General features: G+C 71.2%; 19 protein-coding genes. 12 read left to right on the plus strand and 7 right to left on the minus strand.

What is annotated here, in order from left to right; translation table 11 throughout:
- Positions 1 to 7: 7 nt before the first annotated feature.
- A complete protein-coding gene (locus tag MILUP08_RS17205; protein ID WP_039908212.1) occupies positions 8 to 301 on the minus strand; it encodes a ferredoxin in 294 nt (97 codons plus the stop codon).
- 178 nt (positions 302 to 479) lie between these two features.
- Between MILUP08_RS17205 and arc the strand changes: the two genes are divergently transcribed.
- The 7 genes from arc (at position 480) to prcA (ending at position 8,648) form a co-directional block, all read left to right on the plus strand.
- A complete protein-coding gene (gene arc / locus MILUP08_RS17210; protein WP_007459903.1) occupies positions 480 to 2,264 on the plus strand; it encodes a proteasome ATPase in 1,785 nt (594 codons plus the stop codon).
- Positions 2,265 to 2,395: 131 nt separating this feature from the next.
- Positions 2,396 to 4,360: a hypothetical protein gene (locus MILUP08_RS17215; RefSeq protein ID WP_007459904.1), complete on the plus strand. Its 1,965-nt coding sequence runs from the start codon at positions 2,396 to 2,398 to the stop codon at positions 4,358 to 4,360.
- A gap of 122 nt (positions 4,361 to 4,482) precedes the next feature.
- Positions 4,483 to 6,000 carry a depupylase/deamidase Dop gene (dop, locus tag MILUP08_RS17220; RefSeq protein WP_039906169.1) on the plus strand — a complete coding sequence of 506 codons (1,518 nt, stop codon included), beginning with the start codon at positions 4,483 to 4,485 and terminating at the stop codon, positions 5,998 to 6,000.
- Between the two features lie 104 nt (positions 6,001 to 6,104).
- Positions 6,105 to 6,320, plus strand: a complete 216-nt coding sequence (locus MILUP08_RS17225) for a ubiquitin-like protein Pup (protein WP_007459907.1) — start codon at positions 6,105 to 6,107, stop codon at positions 6,318 to 6,320.
- A gap of 6 nt (positions 6,321 to 6,326) precedes the next feature.
- Positions 6,327 to 6,998 carry an endonuclease VII domain-containing protein gene (locus MILUP08_RS34670; RefSeq protein ID WP_007459909.1) on the plus strand — a complete coding sequence of 224 codons (672 nt, stop codon included), beginning with the start codon at positions 6,327 to 6,329 and terminating at the stop codon, positions 6,996 to 6,998.
- Positions 6,917 to 7,756, plus strand: coding sequence for a proteasome subunit beta (gene prcB, locus MILUP08_RS17235; RefSeq protein WP_039906173.1), 840 nt, complete (start codon positions 6,917 to 6,919; stop codon positions 7,754 to 7,756). Before MILUP08_RS34670 ends, prcB begins: the two co-directional genes overlap by 82 nt.
- Positions 7,757 to 7,817: 61 nt before the next feature.
- Positions 7,818 to 8,648 carry a proteasome subunit alpha gene (prcA, locus tag MILUP08_RS17240; protein WP_007459912.1) on the plus strand — a complete coding sequence of 277 codons (831 nt, stop codon included), beginning with the start codon at positions 7,818 to 7,820 and terminating at the stop codon, positions 8,646 to 8,648.
- Positions 8,649 to 8,745: 97 nt separating this feature from the next.
- Here the strand turns inward: prcA and MILUP08_RS17245 are convergent, their stop codons facing one another.
- The 4 genes from MILUP08_RS17245 to rfbB form a co-directional block, all read right to left on the minus strand.
- Positions 8,746 to 10,041 (minus strand): polysaccharide biosynthesis protein, encoded by a 1,296-nt coding sequence (locus MILUP08_RS17245; RefSeq protein ID WP_007459914.1) that lies wholly within the window; start codon positions 10,039 to 10,041, stop codon positions 8,746 to 8,748.
- A complete protein-coding gene (locus MILUP08_RS17250; protein WP_007459917.1) occupies positions 10,038 to 10,739 on the minus strand; it encodes a glycosyltransferase family 2 protein in 702 nt (233 codons plus the stop codon). The genes MILUP08_RS17245 and MILUP08_RS17250 overlap by 4 nt, the downstream gene beginning before the upstream one ends.
- Positions 10,732 to 11,103, minus strand: coding sequence for a DUF2304 domain-containing protein (locus MILUP08_RS17255; RefSeq protein WP_007459918.1), 372 nt, complete (start codon positions 11,101 to 11,103; stop codon positions 10,732 to 10,734). The genes MILUP08_RS17250 and MILUP08_RS17255 overlap by 8 nt, the downstream gene beginning before the upstream one ends.
- A gap of 169 nt (positions 11,104 to 11,272) precedes the next feature.
- On the minus strand, positions 11,273 to 12,274 hold the full coding sequence (gene rfbB / locus MILUP08_RS17260; RefSeq protein WP_007459923.1) for a dTDP-glucose 4,6-dehydratase: 1,002 nt from the start codon (positions 12,272 to 12,274) through the stop codon (positions 11,273 to 11,275).
- A gap of 88 nt (positions 12,275 to 12,362) precedes the next feature.
- On the opposite strand from rfbB, the gene rfbA reads away from it, so the two are divergent.
- From rfbA to MILUP08_RS17285, 5 genes are all read left to right on the plus strand, one after another.
- Positions 12,363 to 13,250 (plus strand): glucose-1-phosphate thymidylyltransferase RfbA, encoded by an 888-nt coding sequence (rfbA, locus tag MILUP08_RS17265; protein ID WP_007459926.1) that lies wholly within the window; start codon positions 12,363 to 12,365, stop codon positions 13,248 to 13,250.
- Positions 13,247 to 13,870, plus strand: coding sequence for a dTDP-4-dehydrorhamnose 3,5-epimerase (gene rfbC, locus MILUP08_RS17270; protein WP_007459928.1), 624 nt, complete (start codon positions 13,247 to 13,249; stop codon positions 13,868 to 13,870). The genes rfbA and rfbC overlap by 4 nt, the downstream gene beginning before the upstream one ends.
- 68 nt (positions 13,871 to 13,938) lie before the next feature.
- Positions 13,939 to 15,297 (plus strand): Pup--protein ligase, encoded by a 1,359-nt coding sequence (gene pafA / locus MILUP08_RS17275; RefSeq protein ID WP_007459930.1) that lies wholly within the window; start codon positions 13,939 to 13,941, stop codon positions 15,295 to 15,297.
- Positions 15,298 to 15,364: 67 nt separating this feature from the next.
- Positions 15,365 to 15,568, plus strand: coding sequence for a hypothetical protein (locus MILUP08_RS17280; RefSeq protein WP_007459932.1), 204 nt, complete (start codon positions 15,365 to 15,367; stop codon positions 15,566 to 15,568).
- Between the two features lie 217 nt (positions 15,569 to 15,785).
- Complete coding sequence (locus tag MILUP08_RS17285) at positions 15,786 to 16,928, plus strand: oxalate decarboxylase family bicupin (RefSeq protein WP_007459934.1); 1,143 nt, start codon at positions 15,786 to 15,788, stop codon at positions 16,926 to 16,928.
- Between the two features lie 22 nt (positions 16,929 to 16,950).
- On the opposite strand, the gene MILUP08_RS17290 is transcribed toward MILUP08_RS17285, so the two are convergent.
- Positions 16,951 to 18,036, minus strand: a complete 1,086-nt coding sequence (locus MILUP08_RS17290) for a DUF3866 family protein (protein WP_007459935.1) — start codon at positions 18,034 to 18,036, stop codon at positions 16,951 to 16,953.
- A gap of 55 nt (positions 18,037 to 18,091) precedes the next feature.
- Entirely contained in the window at positions 18,092 to 19,189 is a 1,098-nt protein-coding gene (locus MILUP08_RS17295) for a cation diffusion facilitator family transporter (RefSeq protein ID WP_007459937.1), read from the minus strand.
- Positions 19,190 to 19,211: the final 22 nt, after the last annotated feature.

A 19,211-nucleotide genomic window follows, 5' to 3' on the forward strand; every position in this document is an offset into this window, starting at 1 on the left:
GTCGGGCTCAGTCGTCCTCGGCGTCCGGCCCGGCGACCTCGACACCGTCGCCGCGCACCACGTGGATGCAGTCGCCCGGACACTCCTTCGCGGAGTCGATCACCTCGAGGCGCAGGTGCGCGGGCACGTCCACCCGGCTGCCCGGCGCCATCCGCAGCTCACCGTCGACGCCCTTGACGTACGCCAGGCCGTCGATGTCGAACTCGAAAACCTCCGGCGCGTACTGCACGCAGAGCCCGTCACCCGTGCAGAGATCCTGGTCCACCCAGACCTGCAACTGGTCGGTCGCGACCTCGGCCACCGGTGCACCCCCCATGTTCTCCCGTACCAGCCTCCGACGGTACCCGAACGCCCGTACCGGCCCGCCGGGCCACCCGTGGCGATCAAGGTTCGGTGACGAGGGTGTTGCGTGGGACCGAATCGGGCTCATAGCGGCTAGTGTTAGGTCAGAACGTTCAAGCCCCCCGGGGAGGTGGGACGTGGCAGCACGCAGCGACGACGCGGACTCGCGCGCCGCACGGTGGGAGAAGGAAGCCCACGATCTCTCCACGCAGGTCGCGTTCCTTCAGGAGGAACTCGCTCTGGTGCGGCGTAAGTTGACCGAAAGCCCCCGACACGTCCGGCAGCTCGAAGAGCGGCTGGCGGCCACCCAGGCACAGTTGGCGCGGCTGACCGAGAACAACGACCGGCTGGTGAGCACCCTCAAGGAGGCTCGCACGCAGATCGTCACGCTCAAGGAGGAGATCGACCGGCTCGCGCAGCCGCCGAGTGGCTACGGAGTCTTCCTGGCCAAGCACGACGACGGGACGGTGGACGTCTTCACCGGCGGCCGCAAGCTGCGGGTAGCCGTCTCGCCCTCACTGGACGTGGACGAGTTGCGCCGCGGCCAGGAGGTCCTGCTCAACGACGCGCTCAACATCGTCGACGCGTTCGGGTACGAGCGGGTCGGTGAGGTCGTGATGCTCAAGGAGATCCTGGAGGGACCGAACGGCGGGCCGGGCGACCGGGCGCTTGTGGTCTCCCACTCCGACGAGGAGCGCATCGTGCACCTCGCCGAGACGCTCATCGGCTCGGCGATCCGGGCCGGCGACTCGCTCATGATCGAGCCCCGCTCGGCGTACGCGTACGAGCGGATCCCGAAGAGCGAGGTCGAGGAGCTGGTCCTGGAGGAGGTGCCCGACGTCGACTACGGCGACATCGGTGGCCTCCAGTCGCAGATCGAGCAGATCCGCGACGCGGTGGAGTTGCCGTTCCTGCACGCGGACCTGTTCCGCGAGCACCAGCTCCGCCCGCCCAAGGGCATCTTGCTCTACGGCCCGCCCGGCTGCGGCAAGACGCTTATCGCCAAGGCGGTGGCCAACTCGCTGGCCAAGAAGATCGCCGAGCGGCAGGGCAAGGAGAAGCACACCAGCTTCTTCCTCAACATCAAGGGCCCGGAGCTGCTCAACAAGTACGTCGGCGAGACCGAGCGGCACATCCGGCTGATCTTCCAGCGGGCTCGGGAGAAGGCCGGCGAGGGCACCCCGGTGATCGTGTTCTTCGACGAGATGGACTCGATCTTCCGCACCCGCGGCTCCGGCGTCTCCTCCGACGTGGAGAACACGATCGTCCCGCAGCTGCTCAGCGAGATCGACGGCGTGGAGGGCCTGGAGAACGTCATCGTCATCGGCGCCTCCAACCGGGAAGACATGATCGACCCGGCGATCCTGCGCCCCGGTCGGCTCGATGTGAAGATCAAGATCGAGCGACCGGACGCCGAGGCGGCGAAGGACATCTTCTCCAAGTACATCCTCTCCGGGCTGCCGCTGCACCCGGACGACCTCGCCGAACACGGAGCCGACCCCCAGGCCACCGTCGCCGCGATGATCGACGCCGTGGTGCTGCGGATGTACTCCGAAACCGAGGAGAACCGCTTCCTCGAGGTCACCTACGCCAACGGTGACAAGGAAGTCCTCTACTTCAAGGACTTCAACTCCGGCGCGATGATCCAGAACATCGTCGACCGGAGCAAGAAGATGGCCATCAAGGAATTCCTCACCTCCGCTCGCAAGGGCCTGCGCCTGCAACACCTGCTCGACGCCTGCGTCGACGAGTTCCGCGAGAACGAGGACCTCCCCAACACCACCAACCCCGACGACTGGGCCCGCATCTCCGGCAAGAAGGGCGAGCGGATCGTCTACATCCGCACGCTCGTCTCCGGCGGCAAGGGCGCCGAGGCCGGCCGGTCCATCGAGACCGCCAGCAACACCGGCCAGTACCTCTGAGCAAACGGTGACACCAGCGGGCCCGGGACGCGACGCGTCCCGGGCCCCACCCGTTACGCGGCCGCCCCCACTCGCCCGACCGCAGCCGGTACGCTGTGGCGCCCCCCTCCATCGACCCGTCGAGGACCCGCGTGCCGTCCGAGCTCACCGTCACCGCCCCGCCGGCACACACCGCGGTCGACCCGGGCACCCCGCCGCCCGTCCGCCCGTCCCGTTCGGTGCTCATCGCCCTCGCGGCAGCCTGGCTGATCCCCGCGGCGGCGTACCCCCTGCACCTGGCCTGGCTGCTGCCCCCGCTCGTGCTGCTGGCCACGGCCAGCCTGCTGCGCGGCGGCCGGACCCTGCTCGACCGCCTGCTGCTCGGCACTCTGCTGCTCGTCGGCGCCACCACGGTCGCCGGCCTGCTCTTCACGGTCTGGCCGTGGGGGCTGCACCCGGTCGCGGTCAGCGGCACCGCGCTGACGGCGCTCACACTCATCGCGGCGGCCACCGGCCGACGTCCCACCCTGCCGCGCCCTAACTGGACCGACCTGCTGCCGATCATCGCCACCGCCGGCGCCGTCGGCTATCTCGCCCAGCCCTGGCTGCGCGCCGGCACCCTCGCCGGCCGACTCAGCCTGCTCGCCCTCGGTGAGGACAACTTCCGCCACGTCGCCCTCGTCGACGCCATCGGCCGGCTCGGCGGGTACGTCTTCCTCGACCCGGCGGGCTCCCGCGACCACATCGTCTCGGTGCTCGTCCGCTACCCGCAGGGCTGGCACCTCACCACGGCGCTCCTCGACACGCACCTGCGCTCGGCCACCGGCACGCCCAGCGGGATCAGCAGCCTCACCCACTACGGGTGGTGGTGCCTCGCCACCTTCGGTCTGCTCACGCTCACCCTGTTCTGGGCCGCCCAGCGACTGCCCGGCCCCCTGCACCCGTTGCACCGGGTCGTCCTGACCGTCGTCGTCGGCGCGCTCGTCCTCGGCAGCCAGATGCCCCGCCTGCTGATCGCCGGCTACCCCAGCGAGGTGCTCGGCCTCACCCTCGCCGTCGCGCTGACCGCCCTGGTCGTCCGCCCCCTCGCCGGCAACCGGGAACAACTCCTGCTGCTGGCCGCCCTGCTCGTCGGCATCGGCTTCACCTACTATCTGTTCCTCCCGCCGGCCGGGCTGCTCGTTCTCGGCTGGCTCGTCGCCCACCGCCGCGAGCTGTCCCAGGTCCGCCGGACGCTGCTCGCCGTCGGCCTCGTCACCGCACTGCTCGCCCCGCTGCCCCTGCTGCTCGGCGTCCTCGGCGACAGCCAGACCGAAGCGCTCGACGCCAAGGCCGGCCCGGAACTCGCCGAGGCGTGGCGTGCGCTGCTCGGCCTCACCCCGATCGTGCTGATCGCCCTCGTGATCCAGGCCCGCCGCGCCGACCGGGCCTGGCGCCGCCACCTCGCCGCCGTACTGGTGGCGGTCGGATTCGCCCTCGCCATCGCCCTGGCCAACATCCTCGCCGGCGTCCAACCCGCCTACTACTTCATGAAGGGCACCCACCTCGCCACCGTCCTGCTGGTCGTCGGCACCGCCGCCCTGGTCCGGCTGCTGCCCGTGCCGTCCGACGCCGACCGTCGCGACCGGATCCGCGCCGCCGCGCCACCCGTGCTCGCCGCCGCCCTGGCCGTGCTCACCGTCGTGACCCTCTGCGGGCTCACCGGCTGGCGCGGCAGCCTGCTCGTGGTCGACAAGCAGAGCTGGACCCAGCTCTGGGTCCGGCGCAGCGTCGACAAGCCGCCGAGGGTGGCCCAGGTCTGCGCCGCCGCGTACCGCCGTCACCCCGCCCAGCAGGGCACCGTCACCGTCGTGCTGGACCGCACCGCCTACCGCGGTTACGTCGAATCGATCTGCCTGTCCGCGCTGCAGGCCACCACCGCGCAGACCGAGCCCGCCATCTACCTGCCCGTGTTCGAGGAACCCGAGCGCACCCGCAGGATGCTGCGCGAAACGTCCGGCCCGATCCGGCTGCTGATCAGCGACCCGGCCGCGCGACGACGCGTCGACAGTCTGCTCACCAGGTACCCCGAACTGCGCTCCCGGGTCACCACCGTGCCGATGATCATCAAGTACTGAGCGCGCCGCCCACCGGCACGACACCCGTAACCCGCCCGCACCGGCGTGCCCCCGTCCCCGAACAGTCGGACTACGCTCGACATGACGGGGGACCGGGTCGGGCGAGCGAAGCGGGTAGGTCGATGAGCGTAAGACGGATCATGGGCACCGAGGTCGAATACGGCATCTCCGTGCCCGGCCAGGCCGGAGCCAACCCGATGGTCACCTCGTCCCAGGTGGTCAACGCCTACGGGGCCCGGCCCGAGCTCAACCGGGGCGGCCGCGCACGCTGGGACTACGAGGAGGAGTCGCCGCTGCGCGACGCCCGCGGCTTCACCTACTCCGGGGCCGCGTACGACCCCGCCGAGGCCCTCGCCGACGAGGACCTGGGCCTGGCCAACGTGATACTCACCAACGGCGCACGCCTGTACGTGGACCACGCCCACCCCGAATACTCCACCCCCGAGGTCACCACCCCGCGCGACATCGTGCGCTGGGACAAGGCCGGGGAGCGGGTCATGGCCGAGGCGTCCCGCCGGGCCGCCACCATCCCCGGCAGCCAGCCGATCCACCTCTACAAGAACAACACCGACAACAAGGGCGCCAGCTACGGCGCCCACGAGAACTATTTGATGCGCCGGCAGACCCCGTTCGCCGACATCGTGGCGTACCTGACGCCGTTCTTCGTGACCCGCCAGATCGTCTGCGGCGCCGGCCGCGTCGGCATCGGGCAGGACGGCGGGCAGAGCGGCTTCCAGATCTCCCAGCGCGCCGACTTCTTCGAGGTCGAGGTCGGGCTGGAGACCACCCTCAAGCGGCCGATCATCAACACCCGCGACGAGCCGCACGCCGACGCCGACAAGTACCGCCGGCTGCACGTCATCATCGGCGACGCCAACCTCTCCGAGATCTCCACCTACCTCAAGGTGGGCACCACCGCGCTGATCCTCACCATGATCGAGGAGAAGGCGCTCGGCGCGGACCTCGGCATCGCCGACCCGGTCAGCGAACTCCGCGCGGTCAGCCACGACCCGTCCCTGTCGCACCTCATGAGGCTGCGCGACGGCCGCCGGCTGACCGCCCTCGACGTGCAGTGGGCGTACCTGGAGCGGGTGCGGTCCTTTGTCGACGACCGCTACGGCACCGACGTCGACGAGCAGACCGCCGACGTGCTGGACCGGTGGGAGGACGTGCTGGACCGGCTCGGCCGCGACCCGATGCTCTGTGCGGACGAGCTGGACTGGGTGGCCAAGCTGCGGCTGCTGGAGGGCTACCGGGAGCGGGAGAAGCTCGGCTGGGGCTCGCACAAGCTCCAACTCGTCGACCTGCAGTACTCCGACGTACGCCCGGAGAAGGGCCTCTACAACCGGCTGGTCTCCCGGGGGGCGATGAAGACGCTGCTCACCGACGAGGAGACCCGCAGGGCCATGACCGAGCCCCCGGAGGACACCCGGGCCTACTTCCGTGGCCGCTGCCTCGCCCAGTACGCCTCCGAGGTGGTCGCCGCGAGCTGGGACTCGGTGATCTTCGACGTGGGTCGGGAGTCGCTGGTCCGGGTGCCGATGATGGAGCCGGAGCGGGGCACCCGCGCCCACGTCGGCGCCCTGTTCGACCGCTGCGCCAGCGCCAAGGACCTGTTGGAGACGCTTACCGGCGGCTGAACGCGATCCCGAATGCCCGCTGTGCGCCGCAAGCCGGCGCGCGGCGGGCTTTTCGTCGTCCCAGCGAGGTAAGTTCATCGCAGACGATCGTGGAGGAGGCAGCAATGGCCACTCATGACAGCGGCGGCCAGTCGCAGTCCGGCAAGTCCCGCCAGGGCGAGGAGATCGAGGACGTCACCACGGAGGCCAACCCCGAGGTGGCCGAGCGGCACGCCGAGATCAGCGAGGACGTCGACGACCTGCTCGACGAGATCGACTCCGTCCTGGAGGAAAACGCAGAGGAGTTCGTGAGGGGTTACGTCCAGAAAGGGGGGGAATAGGACTAAATGTCCGATTCGCCGGACCCTCCGGACAAGGCGTGCCCTCAGTGCAAGAGGGTGCTGCCCAGCACGGACTTCCACCGAGACCGTCGGCGGGTAGACGGTCTCGCGTTCTACTGCAAAGTCTGCGCCGCTCTCCGGTCCGCGGCGAGCCGGCGTAGGCGGGGCATTGCCCCGCAGCGACGGTCGCCCACGCCCGTCGGCGAGGGTCTCAAGTGGTGTCCGGACTGCGAGCAGATCAAGCCGCTGGAGGATTTCCCCACCACAACGACCAAGGCGAGCGGCCGGCACAGCTACTGCAAACCCTGCCATAATGCCCGTGGCAAGGAGACCGCGCAACGGCTCTACGGTGGGACGCGCGAGTACCACCTGCGGCGGCGGTACGGCATCGGGGAGAAGGAGTTTCAGGAGCTCCTGGCCGAGCAGGGCGGGGTCTGCGCGATCTGCGGCGGCGCGGACCCGCAACATCTGGACCACGACCATCGCACCGGATGGGTGCGCGGGATACTCTGCTTCAACTGCAACGGTGGTCTTGGCCAGTTCCGTGACAGTCCTACGAGGCTGGCCAGGGCGATCACGTACCTGAGAGGAACCACGTGGCAGCGGGCTTTGATCCATCCGGGCGTCTACCAGATGTGTTCACCAACGCGGGGACGTCCTCCTTCACCACGTTTCTGAGCCGGGTGGCGCCCGAGATGCTGCCCGGCCGTCGGCCGTTGCCGCCGGGCATGGCCGCCGATCTGGCGCCGCACGCGACCACCATCGTGGCGATCTCGGCCGCCGGCGGTGTGGTGATGGCCGGCGACCGACGGGCCACCATGGGCAACCTGATCGCCCAGCGCGACATCGAGAAGGTGCACCCCGCCGACGCGTACTCGCTTGTCGGCATCGCGGGCACCGCGGGCATCGGCATCGAGCTGATGCGACTGTTCCAGGTGGAGCTGGAGCACTACGAGAAGATCGAGGGCGCGATGCTCTCGCTCGACGGCAAGGCCAACCGGCTGGCGTCGATGATCCGGGGCAACCTGGGCGCGGCCATGCAGGGCCTCGCCGTGGTTCCGCTGTTCGCCGGCTTCGACCTGGCGGCCGCCGAGCCGGCGCGGGCGGGGCGGATCTTCAGCTTCGACGTGACCGGCGGCCCGTACGAGGAGACCGGGTACGACGCGATCGGCTCCGGTTCGCTCTTCGCCAAGTCGGCGCTGAAGAAGCGTTTCCGGGCCGGCCTGTCCGTCGACGACGCGACCCGGCTCGCGGTCGAGGCGCTCTACGACGCGGCCGACGACGACACCGCGACCGGCGGGCCGGACCTGACCCGCCGGATCTATCCGGTGGTGATGACCGCTACCGCCGAGGGCACCCGCCGGTTGACCGACACCGAGACGGCGGCGATCGCCGAGGGTGTGGTCGCCGGCCGGATGGAGAACCCGGGCGGTTGAGCCCCGTCCACCCCCACCAGTCAGCAGTCGTCAGCACAGTGCCGTAAGGAGAACCGCCGCCGTGGCCATGCAGTTCTACGCCTCGCCCGAACAGATCATGCGCGACCGCTCCGAGCTGGCCCGCAAGGGCATCGCCCGGGGTCGCAGCGCGGTGGTCCTGAGCTACTCCGGCGGGGTGCTCTTCGTCGCGGAGAACCTCTCCAGCGCCCTGCACAAGGTCAGTGAGATCTACGACCGGATCGGCTTCGCCGCCGTCGGTCGGTACAACGAGTTCGAGAACCTGCGCCGGGCCGGCGTGCGGATGGCCGACCTGAACGGCCTCAGCTACGACCGGCGTGACGTCACCGGGCGGGCGCTCGCCAACGCGTTCGCGCAGACGCTCGGTGCGATCTTCACCGAGCAGTCGAAGCCGTTCGAGGTGGAGATCTGCGTGGCGGAGGTCGGGGCGACTCCGGACGACGACGAGCTGTACCGGCTCACCTATGACGGGTCGGTCAACGACGAGCCGGGCCGGATGGCCATGGGTGGCCAGGCCGAGGCGATCACCGGTGTGCTGAAGTCGCAGCATCGGGCGGACATGTCCCTCGGTGAGGCGGCGCGGGTGGCGGTGCAGGCGTTGAGCACCGTCGGCGGTGAGGGCGGCGCGGCCCGCACGATCGCCGCCAACCAGCTCGAGGTGGCGGTGCTGGACCGCCAGCGGGTGGGTCGGACGTTCCGCCGGATCACGGGCGCGGCGCTGACGTCGCTGCTCGACGGTGATGTCGCGGACGCGGAGCAGCCGGCCGAGGCGGGTGGCCCGGACACGCCGTCGCAGCCGACCACGGAGGGGCACAAGCCGACGACGTCGGCGGGCTCCGCCGACCTGGAGGACAAGCCGGCGGACGGCAAGTAGGACCGAACATGTCGGCGGGCGGCCAGTTTCCTGGGCCGCCCGCCGTTTCGTGTCTCCCGAATGCCCGCCGTATGTCTTCTGCGGCAGGTGCCTCCGGTCACCCCTGGGTGACGGCCTCGCGGTGCGGGGCGGCAACGGGTGTGGTGCCGGCGCTGCGGGTGCCGCGCAGCAGTGCGGCCATGGTGGCGGCGACGACCACGGAGCCGATGGCGTAGCCGAGTTCGACGCGTAGCGCGGTGGCGACCGGGGCGAGGGTGGCGACGACGAGAGCGGCCACGCCGACGGCCCAGGCGGCGGCCTGCGCCCGGTGCCGGTCGAGGGCGAGCAGCGCCTGGCCGAGGACCATCGCCCAGAGGTAGGCGAGGGTGGCCGCGGCGAGCCAGGCGAAGTCGCCGTGGCCGAGGACGTCGGGCGCGTCGAACAGGGTCTGCACCAGCCACGGGCCGAGCAGGACGGCGAGTACGGCGCCGGTGAGGCCGAGCGCCGTGACGACGCCCAGGGCCCGGCGTAGGAGGCTGTTGAAGGCGGTGCGGTCGCCGGTGGTGGCGGTGGTGGCGAGGCCGGGGAGCAGGGACGCCTGCAGTGAGGCGAAGACGAACAGCGGGATCCGGACCAGCACCAGTGCGGAGAGCAGGGCGCCGGCGGTGGCCACGTCGGACGGGTCCAGCACCTTGACGTTGATCACGCCGATGTTGACGACGACCTGGGAGAGCAGGCTGGAGGCGGTGAGCAGGCCGAGGCCGCGCAGCAGCGGGGCCCAGGCGACGGGGACGCCGCCGCCGACGGCCCGCAGGATCGGTGGGGCGGTGACTGCCACACTGATCAGCGGCGCGACGATGAGCACCGCGCCGAACCAGACGGGGTTGGTGACGCCGGTCAGACCGAGCAGGGCGACGAGGGCGATGCGCAGGCCGCCGTCGACGCCGAGCTGGGTGCCGTACCAGGGGAACAGTTGCAGGCCGGAGAGCACGCCGCGGGTGGTGTGCGCGACGGCGAGTGCGGCGAGCGACCCGATGAGGACGGCGACCATGGTGCCGTCGCCGGCGAAGAACCGGTCGGCGAGCGGGCCTCGGGCGGCGATGATCAGCGCGACCACTGCGGCGAGCAGGCCGGCCGCCAGGGCCGCCCCGCGGGCCAGTACCGGCCCGGGGGGTAGGCCCTGGCTGTGCCGGCCGGCGACGAGGCGGGCGACCTCCTGCTCGACGGGCATGAACAGGCCGATGCCGAGGGTGAAGACGATCGTCCAGAGCACCGAGAGGGAGCCGTAGTCCGCCACGGTGAGGCTGTGCCCGGCGACGGCCAGGTGGACGTAGGAGGCGAGCCCCAGCAGGGCCAGGCCGGCGCCGACGGCGACGGTGCCCGGTGGGACCAGACTCAGGAGCCGGCGGATCACCGGCGAATGAGCGCCAACGTGAGCACGGCGAAGGCGCGGCCGAGGTAGATCATGGCCTTGGCCGGGGAGTGGCTGGGGGTGCCGGCCATCCGCTTGCGCATGGCCACCGGCACCTGGCGGATGGTGTATCCGCGTCGGGCGGTGTGCACGAGCGTCTCGACCGTGTCGCCCAGGTACTCCACGGGGTACCAGGTGGCGAACATGTCGATCACCCGTCGGTTGGCCGCCCGGAACCCGGAGGTGGTGTCGGTGAGCTTGGTGCGGGCGACGCGGGAGAGGACGCCGGAGAGCATGACCATGGCCCAGCGGCGGGGGCCGCGGACGCTGTAGTCGCCCTCGCCGGCGAACCGGGCGCCGATCACCAGGTCGGTCTCGTCGAGCAGGTCGACGAGCTTCGGCACGTACCGGGGATCGTGCTGCCCGTCGGCGTCGATCTGGATGGCCACGTCGTAGTCGTGGTCGCGGGCGTACCGGTAGCCGAGGCGCATGGCGCCGCCGACACCGAGGTTGTACGGCAGTTTGGCGACCCGGGCGCCGGCCGCGGCGGCGACGGCGGCGGTGCGGTCGGTGGAACCGTCGTCGACGACGAGCACGTCGACGCCGGGCAGTTCGCCGCGGACCTCTCCGACGACGTCGGCGATCGAGCCGGACTCGTTGAGGGCGGGGATGATGATCAGGACCCGCTTGCCGTTAACCATCGTGCGACACCAGTTCGTCTCGGGCCGCCCGGTCCGCGTCGATCTCGGCGCGCAGCAGGGCGAAGTCTTCTGCCAGGGTGCGGGTCTCTTCCTCCAGGGCGCTGACCTCCCAGCTGAGGTGCACACAGACCAGCAGCAGGAAGACGATGCCGAGGAAGAGCACGAGGCTCACGCCGGACTGGACACCGAGCAGTTCGGCGACGTTGTCCAGCAGGCGGGGGAAGAGCGACAGCGGGATGACGATCACCAGTACGCAGAGCCAGAGCATGCCGTACTTCTCGCGGAGCTGCCGGCGGCGCAGCAGCTCGACGATCGTGGCCAGCAATATCAGGCCGGTCAAGCCGGTGACGAGGGTGAGCTTCATGCGACCTTCCACGGGGCGGGTGGAGCGGCGGAGGCGAACGCGGCGGCCAGGGTGGTGTGCCGACCCGGAAGGGGTGGCAGACCCGCGGCGGCCCAACGGCCGTGCCCTAGCACACTGTACGCCGGTCGGGGGATGGAACGGGGGGACCGAACGTTGGTGTTCGCCCGGGTCATGCGGTTGGCGCCGCCTTCAGCGGCTCCCACCAGGCGCGGTTGTCGCGGTACCACTGCACGGTCTGCGCCAGACCGTCGGTGAGGTCGATGCTCGGGGCGTACCCCAGCTCTTGGTTGATCTTGGTGATGTCCAGCGAGTAGCGGCGGTCGTGTCCCTTGCGGTCGGTCACCGGGACGACCCGGTCCCAGCCGGCGCCGCAGGCTTCCAGCAGCAGACCCGTCAGTTCCTTGTTGGTCAGCTCGGTGCCGCCGCCGATGTTGTAGACCTCGCCGGCGCGGCCCTTCTGCTGGGCCAGCGCGATGCCCCGGCAGTGGTCGTGCACGTGCAGCCAGTCGCGGATGTTGCCGCCGTCGCCGTAGAGCGGAACGGTGCCGCCGTCGAGCAGGTTGGAGACGAAGAGCGGGATGACCTTCTCGGGGAACTGGTACGGCCCGTAGTTGTTGGAGCAGCGGGTGACCACCACGTCCATGCCGTGGGTGCGGTGGTAGGCCAGGGCGAGCAGGTCGGAGCCGGCCTTCGAGGCCGAGTACGGCGAGTTCGGCGCGAGGGGCCAGGTCTCCGTCCAGGAGCCCTCGTCGATCGACCCGTACACCTCGTCCGTCGACACGTGCACGAAGCGGCCGGTCCCGTGGCGCAGCGCGGCGTCCAGCAGCGTCTGGGTGCCGAGCACGTTTGTGGTGACGAACGGCGCAGCGCCGGCGATCGAGCGGTCGACGTGCGATTCCGCCGCGAAGTGCACGATCACGTCGTGCCCGGCGACGACCTCGTCGACCACTGCGGCGTCGCAGATGTCGCCCTGCACGAACCGCAGCCGCGGGTCGTCGCGCACCGGGTCGAGGTTGGCCAGGTTGCCCGAGTAGGTGAGCTTGTCGAGCACGGTCACGCCTGCGGGGTCGACCGCGGGCACGCCCGAGGCGGTGCCACCAGGCACGCCCAGCAGCATGCGGACGTACTCTGAACCGATGAATCCGGCACCGCCGGTGACGAGGATCCTCACGGGTCCAGGAGTGTACGCGAAGCGGTGCGCCGGCTGTCGGCGGCGACCACCGACATGCCGAACGGCTGGTTGCGGCTAAACTCCCCCGGTGCGCGGAATCCTACTCGCCGGCGGCACCGGCTCCCGGCTCTGGCCGATCACCCGGGCAGTGTCCAAGCAGCTGATGCCGGTCTTCGACAAGCCGATGATCTACTACCCCCTCTCCACCCTGGTGATGTCCGGGGTGCGGGAGATCCTGATGATCACCACACCCGAGGACCAGGACCAGTTCCGCCGGTTGCTCGGCGACGGCAGCCAGTTCGGGCTGCGGCTGGAGTACGTCACGCAGGCCCGTCCGGAGGGCATCGCCCAGGCGTTCATCCTCGGCGCGGACTTCATCGGCGACGAGTCGGTGGCGCTGATCCTCGGCGACAACATCTTCCACGGCGTCGGCCTGGGCCGGCAGTTGGCCGCCCACAGCGACCTGGTCGGCGGCCGGGTGTTCGCGTACCCGGTGGCCAACCCGCAGGAGTACGGCGTGGTGGACTTCGACGCCGAGGGTCGGGTGCTCTCGATCGAGGAGAAGCCGGCCCGGCCGAAGTCCCGCTACGCGGTGCCCGGCCTGTACTTCTACGACAACCGTGTGGTGGACATCGCGGCCAAGATCACCCCCAGCGCCCGGGGCGAGTTGGAGATCACGGCGGTCAACGAGGTGTACCGGGAGACCGGTGAGCTGTCCGTCACCCTGCTGGACCGGGGCACGGCCTGGCTGGACACCGGCACGTTCGCCTCGATGATGCAGGCCGGCGAGTTCGTCCGGGTGATCGAGGAGCGGCAGGGGCTGAAGATCGGTTGTGTCGAGGAGGTGGCCTGGCGGGCCGGCCTGATCGACGACGACCAGCTGCGTGCCCTCGCCGAGCCGCTGACCAAGAGCGGCTACGGCGACTACCTGTTCGGTCTGCTGGCCGAGAAGAACGACGCGCAGGTGGGCCGATGAAGATCCGCGAGCTGGGCATCGAGGGCGCCTGGGAGATCTCGCCGCAGCAGCACGGCGACCCGCGCGGCATGTTCATGGAGTGGTACCGCTTCGACAAGCTCGCCGAGGTGGTGGGGCACCCGCTGCGGCTGGCCCAGGCCAACCTGTCGGTCTCCGCGCGCGGCGTGGTGCGCGGCGTGCACTTCGCCGACGTCCCGCCCGGGCAGGCCAAGTACGTCACCTGTGTGCGCGGCGCGGTCCTCGACGTGATCGTGGACCTGCGGGTGAGCTCGCCGACCTTCGGGCGGTGGGAGGGCGTCCGGCTCGACGACACCGACCGGCGGGCGGTCTACCTCAGCGAGGGCCTGGGGCACGGGTTCTGCGCGCTCACCGACGACGCGACGTTGAGCTACCTCTGCTCGGCCACGTACAACCCGACCGGCGAGCACGCGGTGCACCCGCTGGACGAGGAGCTGGGCATCGAGTGGCCCGCCGACGTCCCGCTGCTGTCCGCCCGCGACGACGCCGCGCCGACCCTCGCGCAGGCGCGCGAGAGCGGTCTGCTGCCGGAGTACGACGCCTGCCGGCGGTTCGTGGCGACCCTCGGGCCGGACGGAATGTCGCACTCAACCGGTATGTGACCACCCCCGGGGCACGACCTGTGGTGTGACAGTGACGAACCGGGCCTCCGGGCGGCTAATGTCACACCATGGAGCGGCGAATCTTCGGCCTCGAGACCGAGTACGGCGTCACCTGCACCTATCGCGGGCAGCGGCGGCTGTCCCCGGACGAGGTCGCGCGGTATCTGTTCCGTCGCGTCGTGTCCTGGGGTCGGTCGAGCAACGTGTTCCTGCGTAACGGGGCCCGACTCTATCTGGACGTCGGGTCGCATCCGGAGTACGCGACACCGGAGTGCGACTCGGTGACCGACCTGGTGGCACACGACCGGGCCGGCGAGCGGATCCTGGAGGGGCTCCTCGTCGACGCGGAGAAGCGGCTGCACGACGAGGGCATCGCGGGTGAGATCTACCTGTTCAAGAACAACACCGACTCGGCCGGCAACTCGTACGGTTGCCACGAGAACTACCTGGTCTCGCGGCACGGCGAGTTCGGCCGGCTCGCAGACGTGCTCATCCCCTTCCTGGTCACCCGGCAGTTGATCTGTGGGGCCGGCAAGGTCCTGCAGACCCCGCGCGGCGCGGTCTACTGCCTGTCCCAGCGGGCCGAGCACATCTGGGAGGGCGTCTCCTCGGCGACGACCCGCAGCCGACCGATCATCAACACCCGCGACGAGCCGCACGCCGACGCCGAGCGCTACCGGCGCCTGCACGTGATCGTCGGTGACTCGAACATGAACGAGGTCACCACGCTGCTCAAGGTCGGCACCGCCGACATCGTGCTGCGGATGATCGAGGCCGGGGTCGTCATGCGGGACCTGTCGCTGGAGAACCCGATCCGGGCCATCCGCGAGGTCTCGCACGACATCACCGGCCGGCGCAAGGTGCGACTGGCGTCCGGCAAGGAGGTCAGCGCGCTGGACATCCAGCAGGAGTACCTGTCCAAGGCCACCGAGTTCGTCGAGCGCCGCGGCGGTGACCAGGCCGCCAAGCGGGTCGTCGAGCTGTGGGGCCGGGTGCTCAACGCGGTGGAGAGCGGTGACCTGGAGCCGGTCTCGCGCGAGATCGACTGGGTCAGCAAGCTGCGGCTGATCGAGCGCTACCAGCGCAAGCACGACCTCCCGCTGTCGCACCCCCGGGTGGCGCAGATGGACCTGGCGTACCACGACGTGCGCCGTGGGCGTGGCCTCTACGGGCTGCTGGAGCGTCGCGGCGAGGTGGACCGGGTGGCCACCGACCCGGAGATCTTCGAGGCCAAGGAGACCCCGCCGCAGACCACGCGGGCGCGGCTGCGCGGCGAGTTCATCAGGCACGCCCAGGAGAAGCGGCGCGACTTCACCGTCGACTGGGTGCACCTGAAGCTCAACGACCAGGCGCAGCGCACCGTGCTCTGCAAGGACCCGTTCCGGGCGTACGACGAGCGGGTGGAGCGGTTGATCGCCAGCATGTGACGGGTGTGCCGGCCCCGGCGGTGGTGTGCGCCGACGGGGTCGGCCGGCCCGGTAGGCTGGGCGCGCCATGACGACTTCTGGACCATCCGACCGCTCCGAGCGCTCCGAGCGCGGCACCGAGCGGCAGAACTGGGTCGAACGCCGGCGGGAGAAGATCCGCGCCGAGATCGACCGCAACCGGCGCGGCGACTACACCGTGCCGACGTGGGTGCTGGCCGTGGCGCTGGTGCTCATCGTGGGCGGCTGGCTCGCCCTGATCTTCCTCTCCTGACCCCGCCGCCCGAGCCCGTCGACCCCGCTGCCCGCCGACCCCGCTGCCCGCCGACCCCGCTGCCCGCGCCGGCTGGCCCCGCCGGTGACCCACCGGGGCCAGAGGTTGGCCCGGCCGGGTCGCGTCGACGGGTACCCGCTCGCCGTCGCCGTCGCGGGCGGGGTTCGCCCGCCCACCGCGTCGACGACACCGGGATGCGACCACGCGGGAGGCGATCATGGACGAGGACCGGACGGTGCCGCAGCCGGAGCGCGGTGGGGGAGGCTGGCAGGACCCCGGGCCGCGCGACGTGGTCCGGGACCGGCAGAACCCCGACCTGCTGACCCCACCGAGCACGGACGCGGGGACGCTGCCCAACCTGCGGTTCTCCTTCTCCGACGCGCACACCCGGGTGCAGCGCGGCGGTTGGACCCGCGAGGTGACCGTACGCGAGCTGCCGATCGCCACCGAGCTCAGCGGTGTGGACATGGCGCTGGAGCCGGGCGGCTACCGGGAGATGCACTGGCACAAGCAGTCCGAGTGGGCGTACGTGTCGCGCGGCAGCGCCCGGATCAGCGCCGTCGACCAGGAGGGCCGCAACTTCCTCGACGACGTACGGGCCGGGGACCTGTGGTTCTTTCCGCAGGGGGTGCCGCACCACATCCAGGCGCTCGACGAGGGCGTGGAGTTCCTGCTGGTCTTCGACGACGGGGCGTTCACCGAGAACGGCACGTTCCTGATCAGCGACTTCTTCGCGCACACGCCGAAGGACGTGCTGGCCAAGAACTTCGGGTGGCGACCCGAGCAGCTCGACTCGATCCCCGAGCGGGAGAAGTACATCTTCGCGGGGCAGGTGCCGCCGCCGCTGGACCGCGACCGGGTGGTCAGCCCAACCGGGGACGTGCCCCGCAGCCTGAGCCATCGGCTGCTCGCGCAGAAGCCGCAGCGGTTCGCGGGCGGCCAGGTCCGCATCGCCGACGTCGCCCAGTTCCCGGCGGCCACCACGATCTGCGCCGCGCTTGTCGAGGTCGACCCGGGCGGGATGCGCGAGCTGCACTGGCATCCCACCGACGACGAGTGGCAGTACTACCTCTCCGGCCACGGCCGGATGGGCGTGTTCGCCAGTCAGGGCGTGGCCGGCACCTTCGACATGCGCTCGGGTGACGTCGGGTACGTGCCGTTCGCCTACGGCCACTACATCGAGAATCTCGGCACCGAGCCGCTGGTCTTCCTGGAGATGTTCCGCAAGCCCCGGTTCGAGTCCGTCTCGCTGACCCAGTGGATGGCGAACACCCCGGCCCAGGTCAGCGCGGACACCCTCAACCTGCCCCGGGAGCTGATCGAGGCTCTGCCCCGCGACCAACGCCCCGTGATCCGCTGACCGCCGTGGGGGTGGGCGCGGGTCAGGGGAGGAGAGCGGTGGCGTGGCGGCCGGCCGCGGCGGCGGCCAGGAAGTAGGCGTGGTCGGCGTCGAGGTTGCGGCCCATCGTGGACAGCGGCACGGCGCTGGCGCGCAACGCGGCGTCGAGGCCGGCGGTGGGCACCCGGACGATCCGGTGCCGGGCCGTCAGCGGCGCCAGCGCCGCGTCGACCTCGGCCGCGAGGGCCGGGTCCAGGTCGTCGGGCACCACCAGCTCCGCCGGGGCGAGCGCCACCCGGCCGTACGCGGTGAGGCTGTGGTGCGACACGCCCCGGTGTCGGGGGCGGGGGTCGGCGTCGGAGATGCGCAGTGAGCCGACCGGCCGGCCGCCGAGCGTGGCGATCGCGTTGACGGCCTCGCCGACGGCGACGCCGGAGAAGCCCCATCGGGTTCCGGTGCCCAGGTTGCCGGGCCCCTGCGCCACGACGGCCAGGTCCGCGCCCAGCACGTGGCGGGCGGCGAGCAGCCCGCCGTGCAGGGTGGTGGACTCCAGGTCGCCGCCGAACGCCTGCCCGACGGTGATCGTCCCGGCCAGCTCGTCGCGCAGCCCGGCGAGGGTGCGGGAGAACCAGGCGGGCAACGCCCCGCCGTCGGTGAGCAGGTACGCCACGCGGGCGTGTGGGGCGTCGGCCCGGACGCCGGCCAGGATCGCCGGCAGCGCCGAGTGCAGGTCGGCGGTGACCACCGGCATCCCGCCCAGGTCGTCGGCGTCCGCGAGGACGGCGCGGTGCGGGCTGGCCTCCTCGTCGACGCCGAGCAGGATCGGCTGCAACGGGGTGTAGCGGGCCTTGACGAGGTGCCCGGCGTCGCGGGTGTCGGCGGCGTCCGGCGGGTCCGGGGGCAGCCGGTCCGGCAGGGCCACCACGAGGGCGTACCCGCCGGTGCCCAGACCCATCAGCAGCGCACCGGCGTTGAGCAGCACCCGGTCACCCGGCTCGGGCGTGCCGACCAGCTCGGGATAGGCAAGCGCCCGCATGCGTGTGCCGTCGGGCAGGTCGACGTCGAGTTCCACCGCCCCGGTCCACTGCCGCCGCAGCGCCGCCACCGTCCCCGCCCGCCATCGCACCATGACGGGCACGCTAGCCGCGCGGACCGGCCGACCCGCGCCCGGGTCGGTCCGCCCCTCAGCCGGCGTCGGATTCGTCCCGGGCGTCGGCGCTCGGCCGGCCCTGGGTGGGGTCGGGTTCGCCGCCGGTGTCGGCGCTGGGTCGGGCCTGGCTGGGGTCGGCTTCACCGCCGGCGTCGGCGCTGGGCCGGGCCTGGGTGGCGCGGGCCTTTCCGACGGCCCCGGGCAGCGAGCGGGTGGGGTCGAGGAAGACGTAGCGGATCTCCGGGTACCGGTCGGTGAGCCGCCGCTCGGCCTCGTCGGCGGCGGCCTCGATGGCCGCGCCGGTGGCCTCGTCGCGGAAGTCGACCTTCGCGGCGACGAGGATGTCGTCCGGGCCGAGCTGCATCGTCAGCAGGGTGTCGATCCGCTCCACCTCGGGCAGGCCGGCCAGGTCGCGCTCGATCTCGCGGCGCAGCCGCTCCGGGACGGCCCGACCGACCAGCAGCGACAGGTTGTTGCCGGCCAGGACGCCGGCGACGGCCAGCAGCAGCAGCCCGATCAGGATCGACGCGACACCGTCCCACACCTCGTCGCCGGTGGCCTGGGACAGGCCGACGCCGAGCGCGGCGAGCAGCAGGCCGATCAGGGCCGCGCTGTCCTCAAGGAAGACCGCCTTGACTGTGGTGTCGGCGGTCAGTCGCAGGAACCGGCGCGGCGTCGTCTCCCAGCGCGCGGACTCGCGGCGGACCTGCCGCACGGCCCGGGCCAGCGAGATCGACTCGATGACGAACGACACCGCCAGCACGATGTACGAGATCAGGTAGTCGCCACTGTGCTCGTGCACGAGGATCGTGGTGACACCGTGGGTGACGGCGAAGCCCGCGCCTGCCACGAAGGTGAACATGGCGGCGAAGAACGCCCAGACGTAGCTTTCCTTGCCGTACCCGAAGGGGTGTCGTTGGTCGGCCGGACGGGCCCCGCGGCGGAGCGCCTGGAACAGCAGCACCTCGGTGGTCGTGTCGGCGACCGAGTGCGCCGCCTCCGACAGCATCGCGGCCGACCCGGAGATCAGCCCGGCGACCAGCTTGGCGACCGCGATGGCGAGGTTGGCCACGCCCGCGACGACAACCGTGCCGACGCTCTCGCTCTCGGTCTTCATCCCGGCTTGCGACATGAGGGCAACCCTATGACCGGCG

This window comes from Micromonospora lupini str. Lupac 08, from assembly GCF_000297395.2.
In the GTDB taxonomy this organism is placed as follows: Bacteria; Actinomycetota; Actinomycetes; order Mycobacteriales; family Micromonosporaceae; genus Micromonospora; species Micromonospora lupini.

Excerpts from the sequence above, each read along its gene's own strand:
- pafA (WP_007459930.1), top strand. The coding sequence starts at position 13,939 with ATGGAGCGGCGAATCTTCGGCCTCGAGACCGAGTACGGCGTCACCTGC.
- MILUP08_RS17225 (WP_007459907.1), top strand. The coding sequence starts at position 6,105 with ATGGCCACTCATGACAGCGGCGGCCAGTCGCAGTCCGGCAAGTCCCGC.
- MILUP08_RS17280 (WP_007459932.1), top strand. The coding sequence starts at position 15,365 with ATGACGACTTCTGGACCATCCGACCGCTCCGAGCGCTCCGAGCGCGGC.
- dop (WP_039906169.1), top strand. The coding sequence starts at position 4,483 with ATGAGCGTAAGACGGATCATGGGCACCGAGGTCGAATACGGCATCTCC.
- MILUP08_RS17290 (WP_007459935.1), bottom strand. The coding sequence starts at position 18,036 with ATGGTGCGATGGCGGGCGGGGACGGTGGCGGCGCTGCGGCGGCAGTGG.
- MILUP08_RS17285 (WP_007459934.1), top strand. The coding sequence starts at position 15,786 with ATGGACGAGGACCGGACGGTGCCGCAGCCGGAGCGCGGTGGGGGAGGC.
- MILUP08_RS17295 (WP_007459937.1), bottom strand. The coding sequence starts at position 19,189 with ATGTCGCAAGCCGGGATGAAGACCGAGAGCGAGAGCGTCGGCACGGTT.
- MILUP08_RS17250 (WP_007459917.1), bottom strand. The coding sequence starts at position 10,739 with ATGGTTAACGGCAAGCGGGTCCTGATCATCATCCCCGCCCTCAACGAG.
- MILUP08_RS34670 (WP_007459909.1), top strand. The coding sequence starts at position 6,327 with ATGTCCGATTCGCCGGACCCTCCGGACAAGGCGTGCCCTCAGTGCAAG.
- rfbC (WP_007459928.1), top strand. The coding sequence starts at position 13,247 with ATGAAGATCCGCGAGCTGGGCATCGAGGGCGCCTGGGAGATCTCGCCG.
- MILUP08_RS17255 (WP_007459918.1), bottom strand. The coding sequence starts at position 11,103 with ATGAAGCTCACCCTCGTCACCGGCTTGACCGGCCTGATATTGCTGGCC.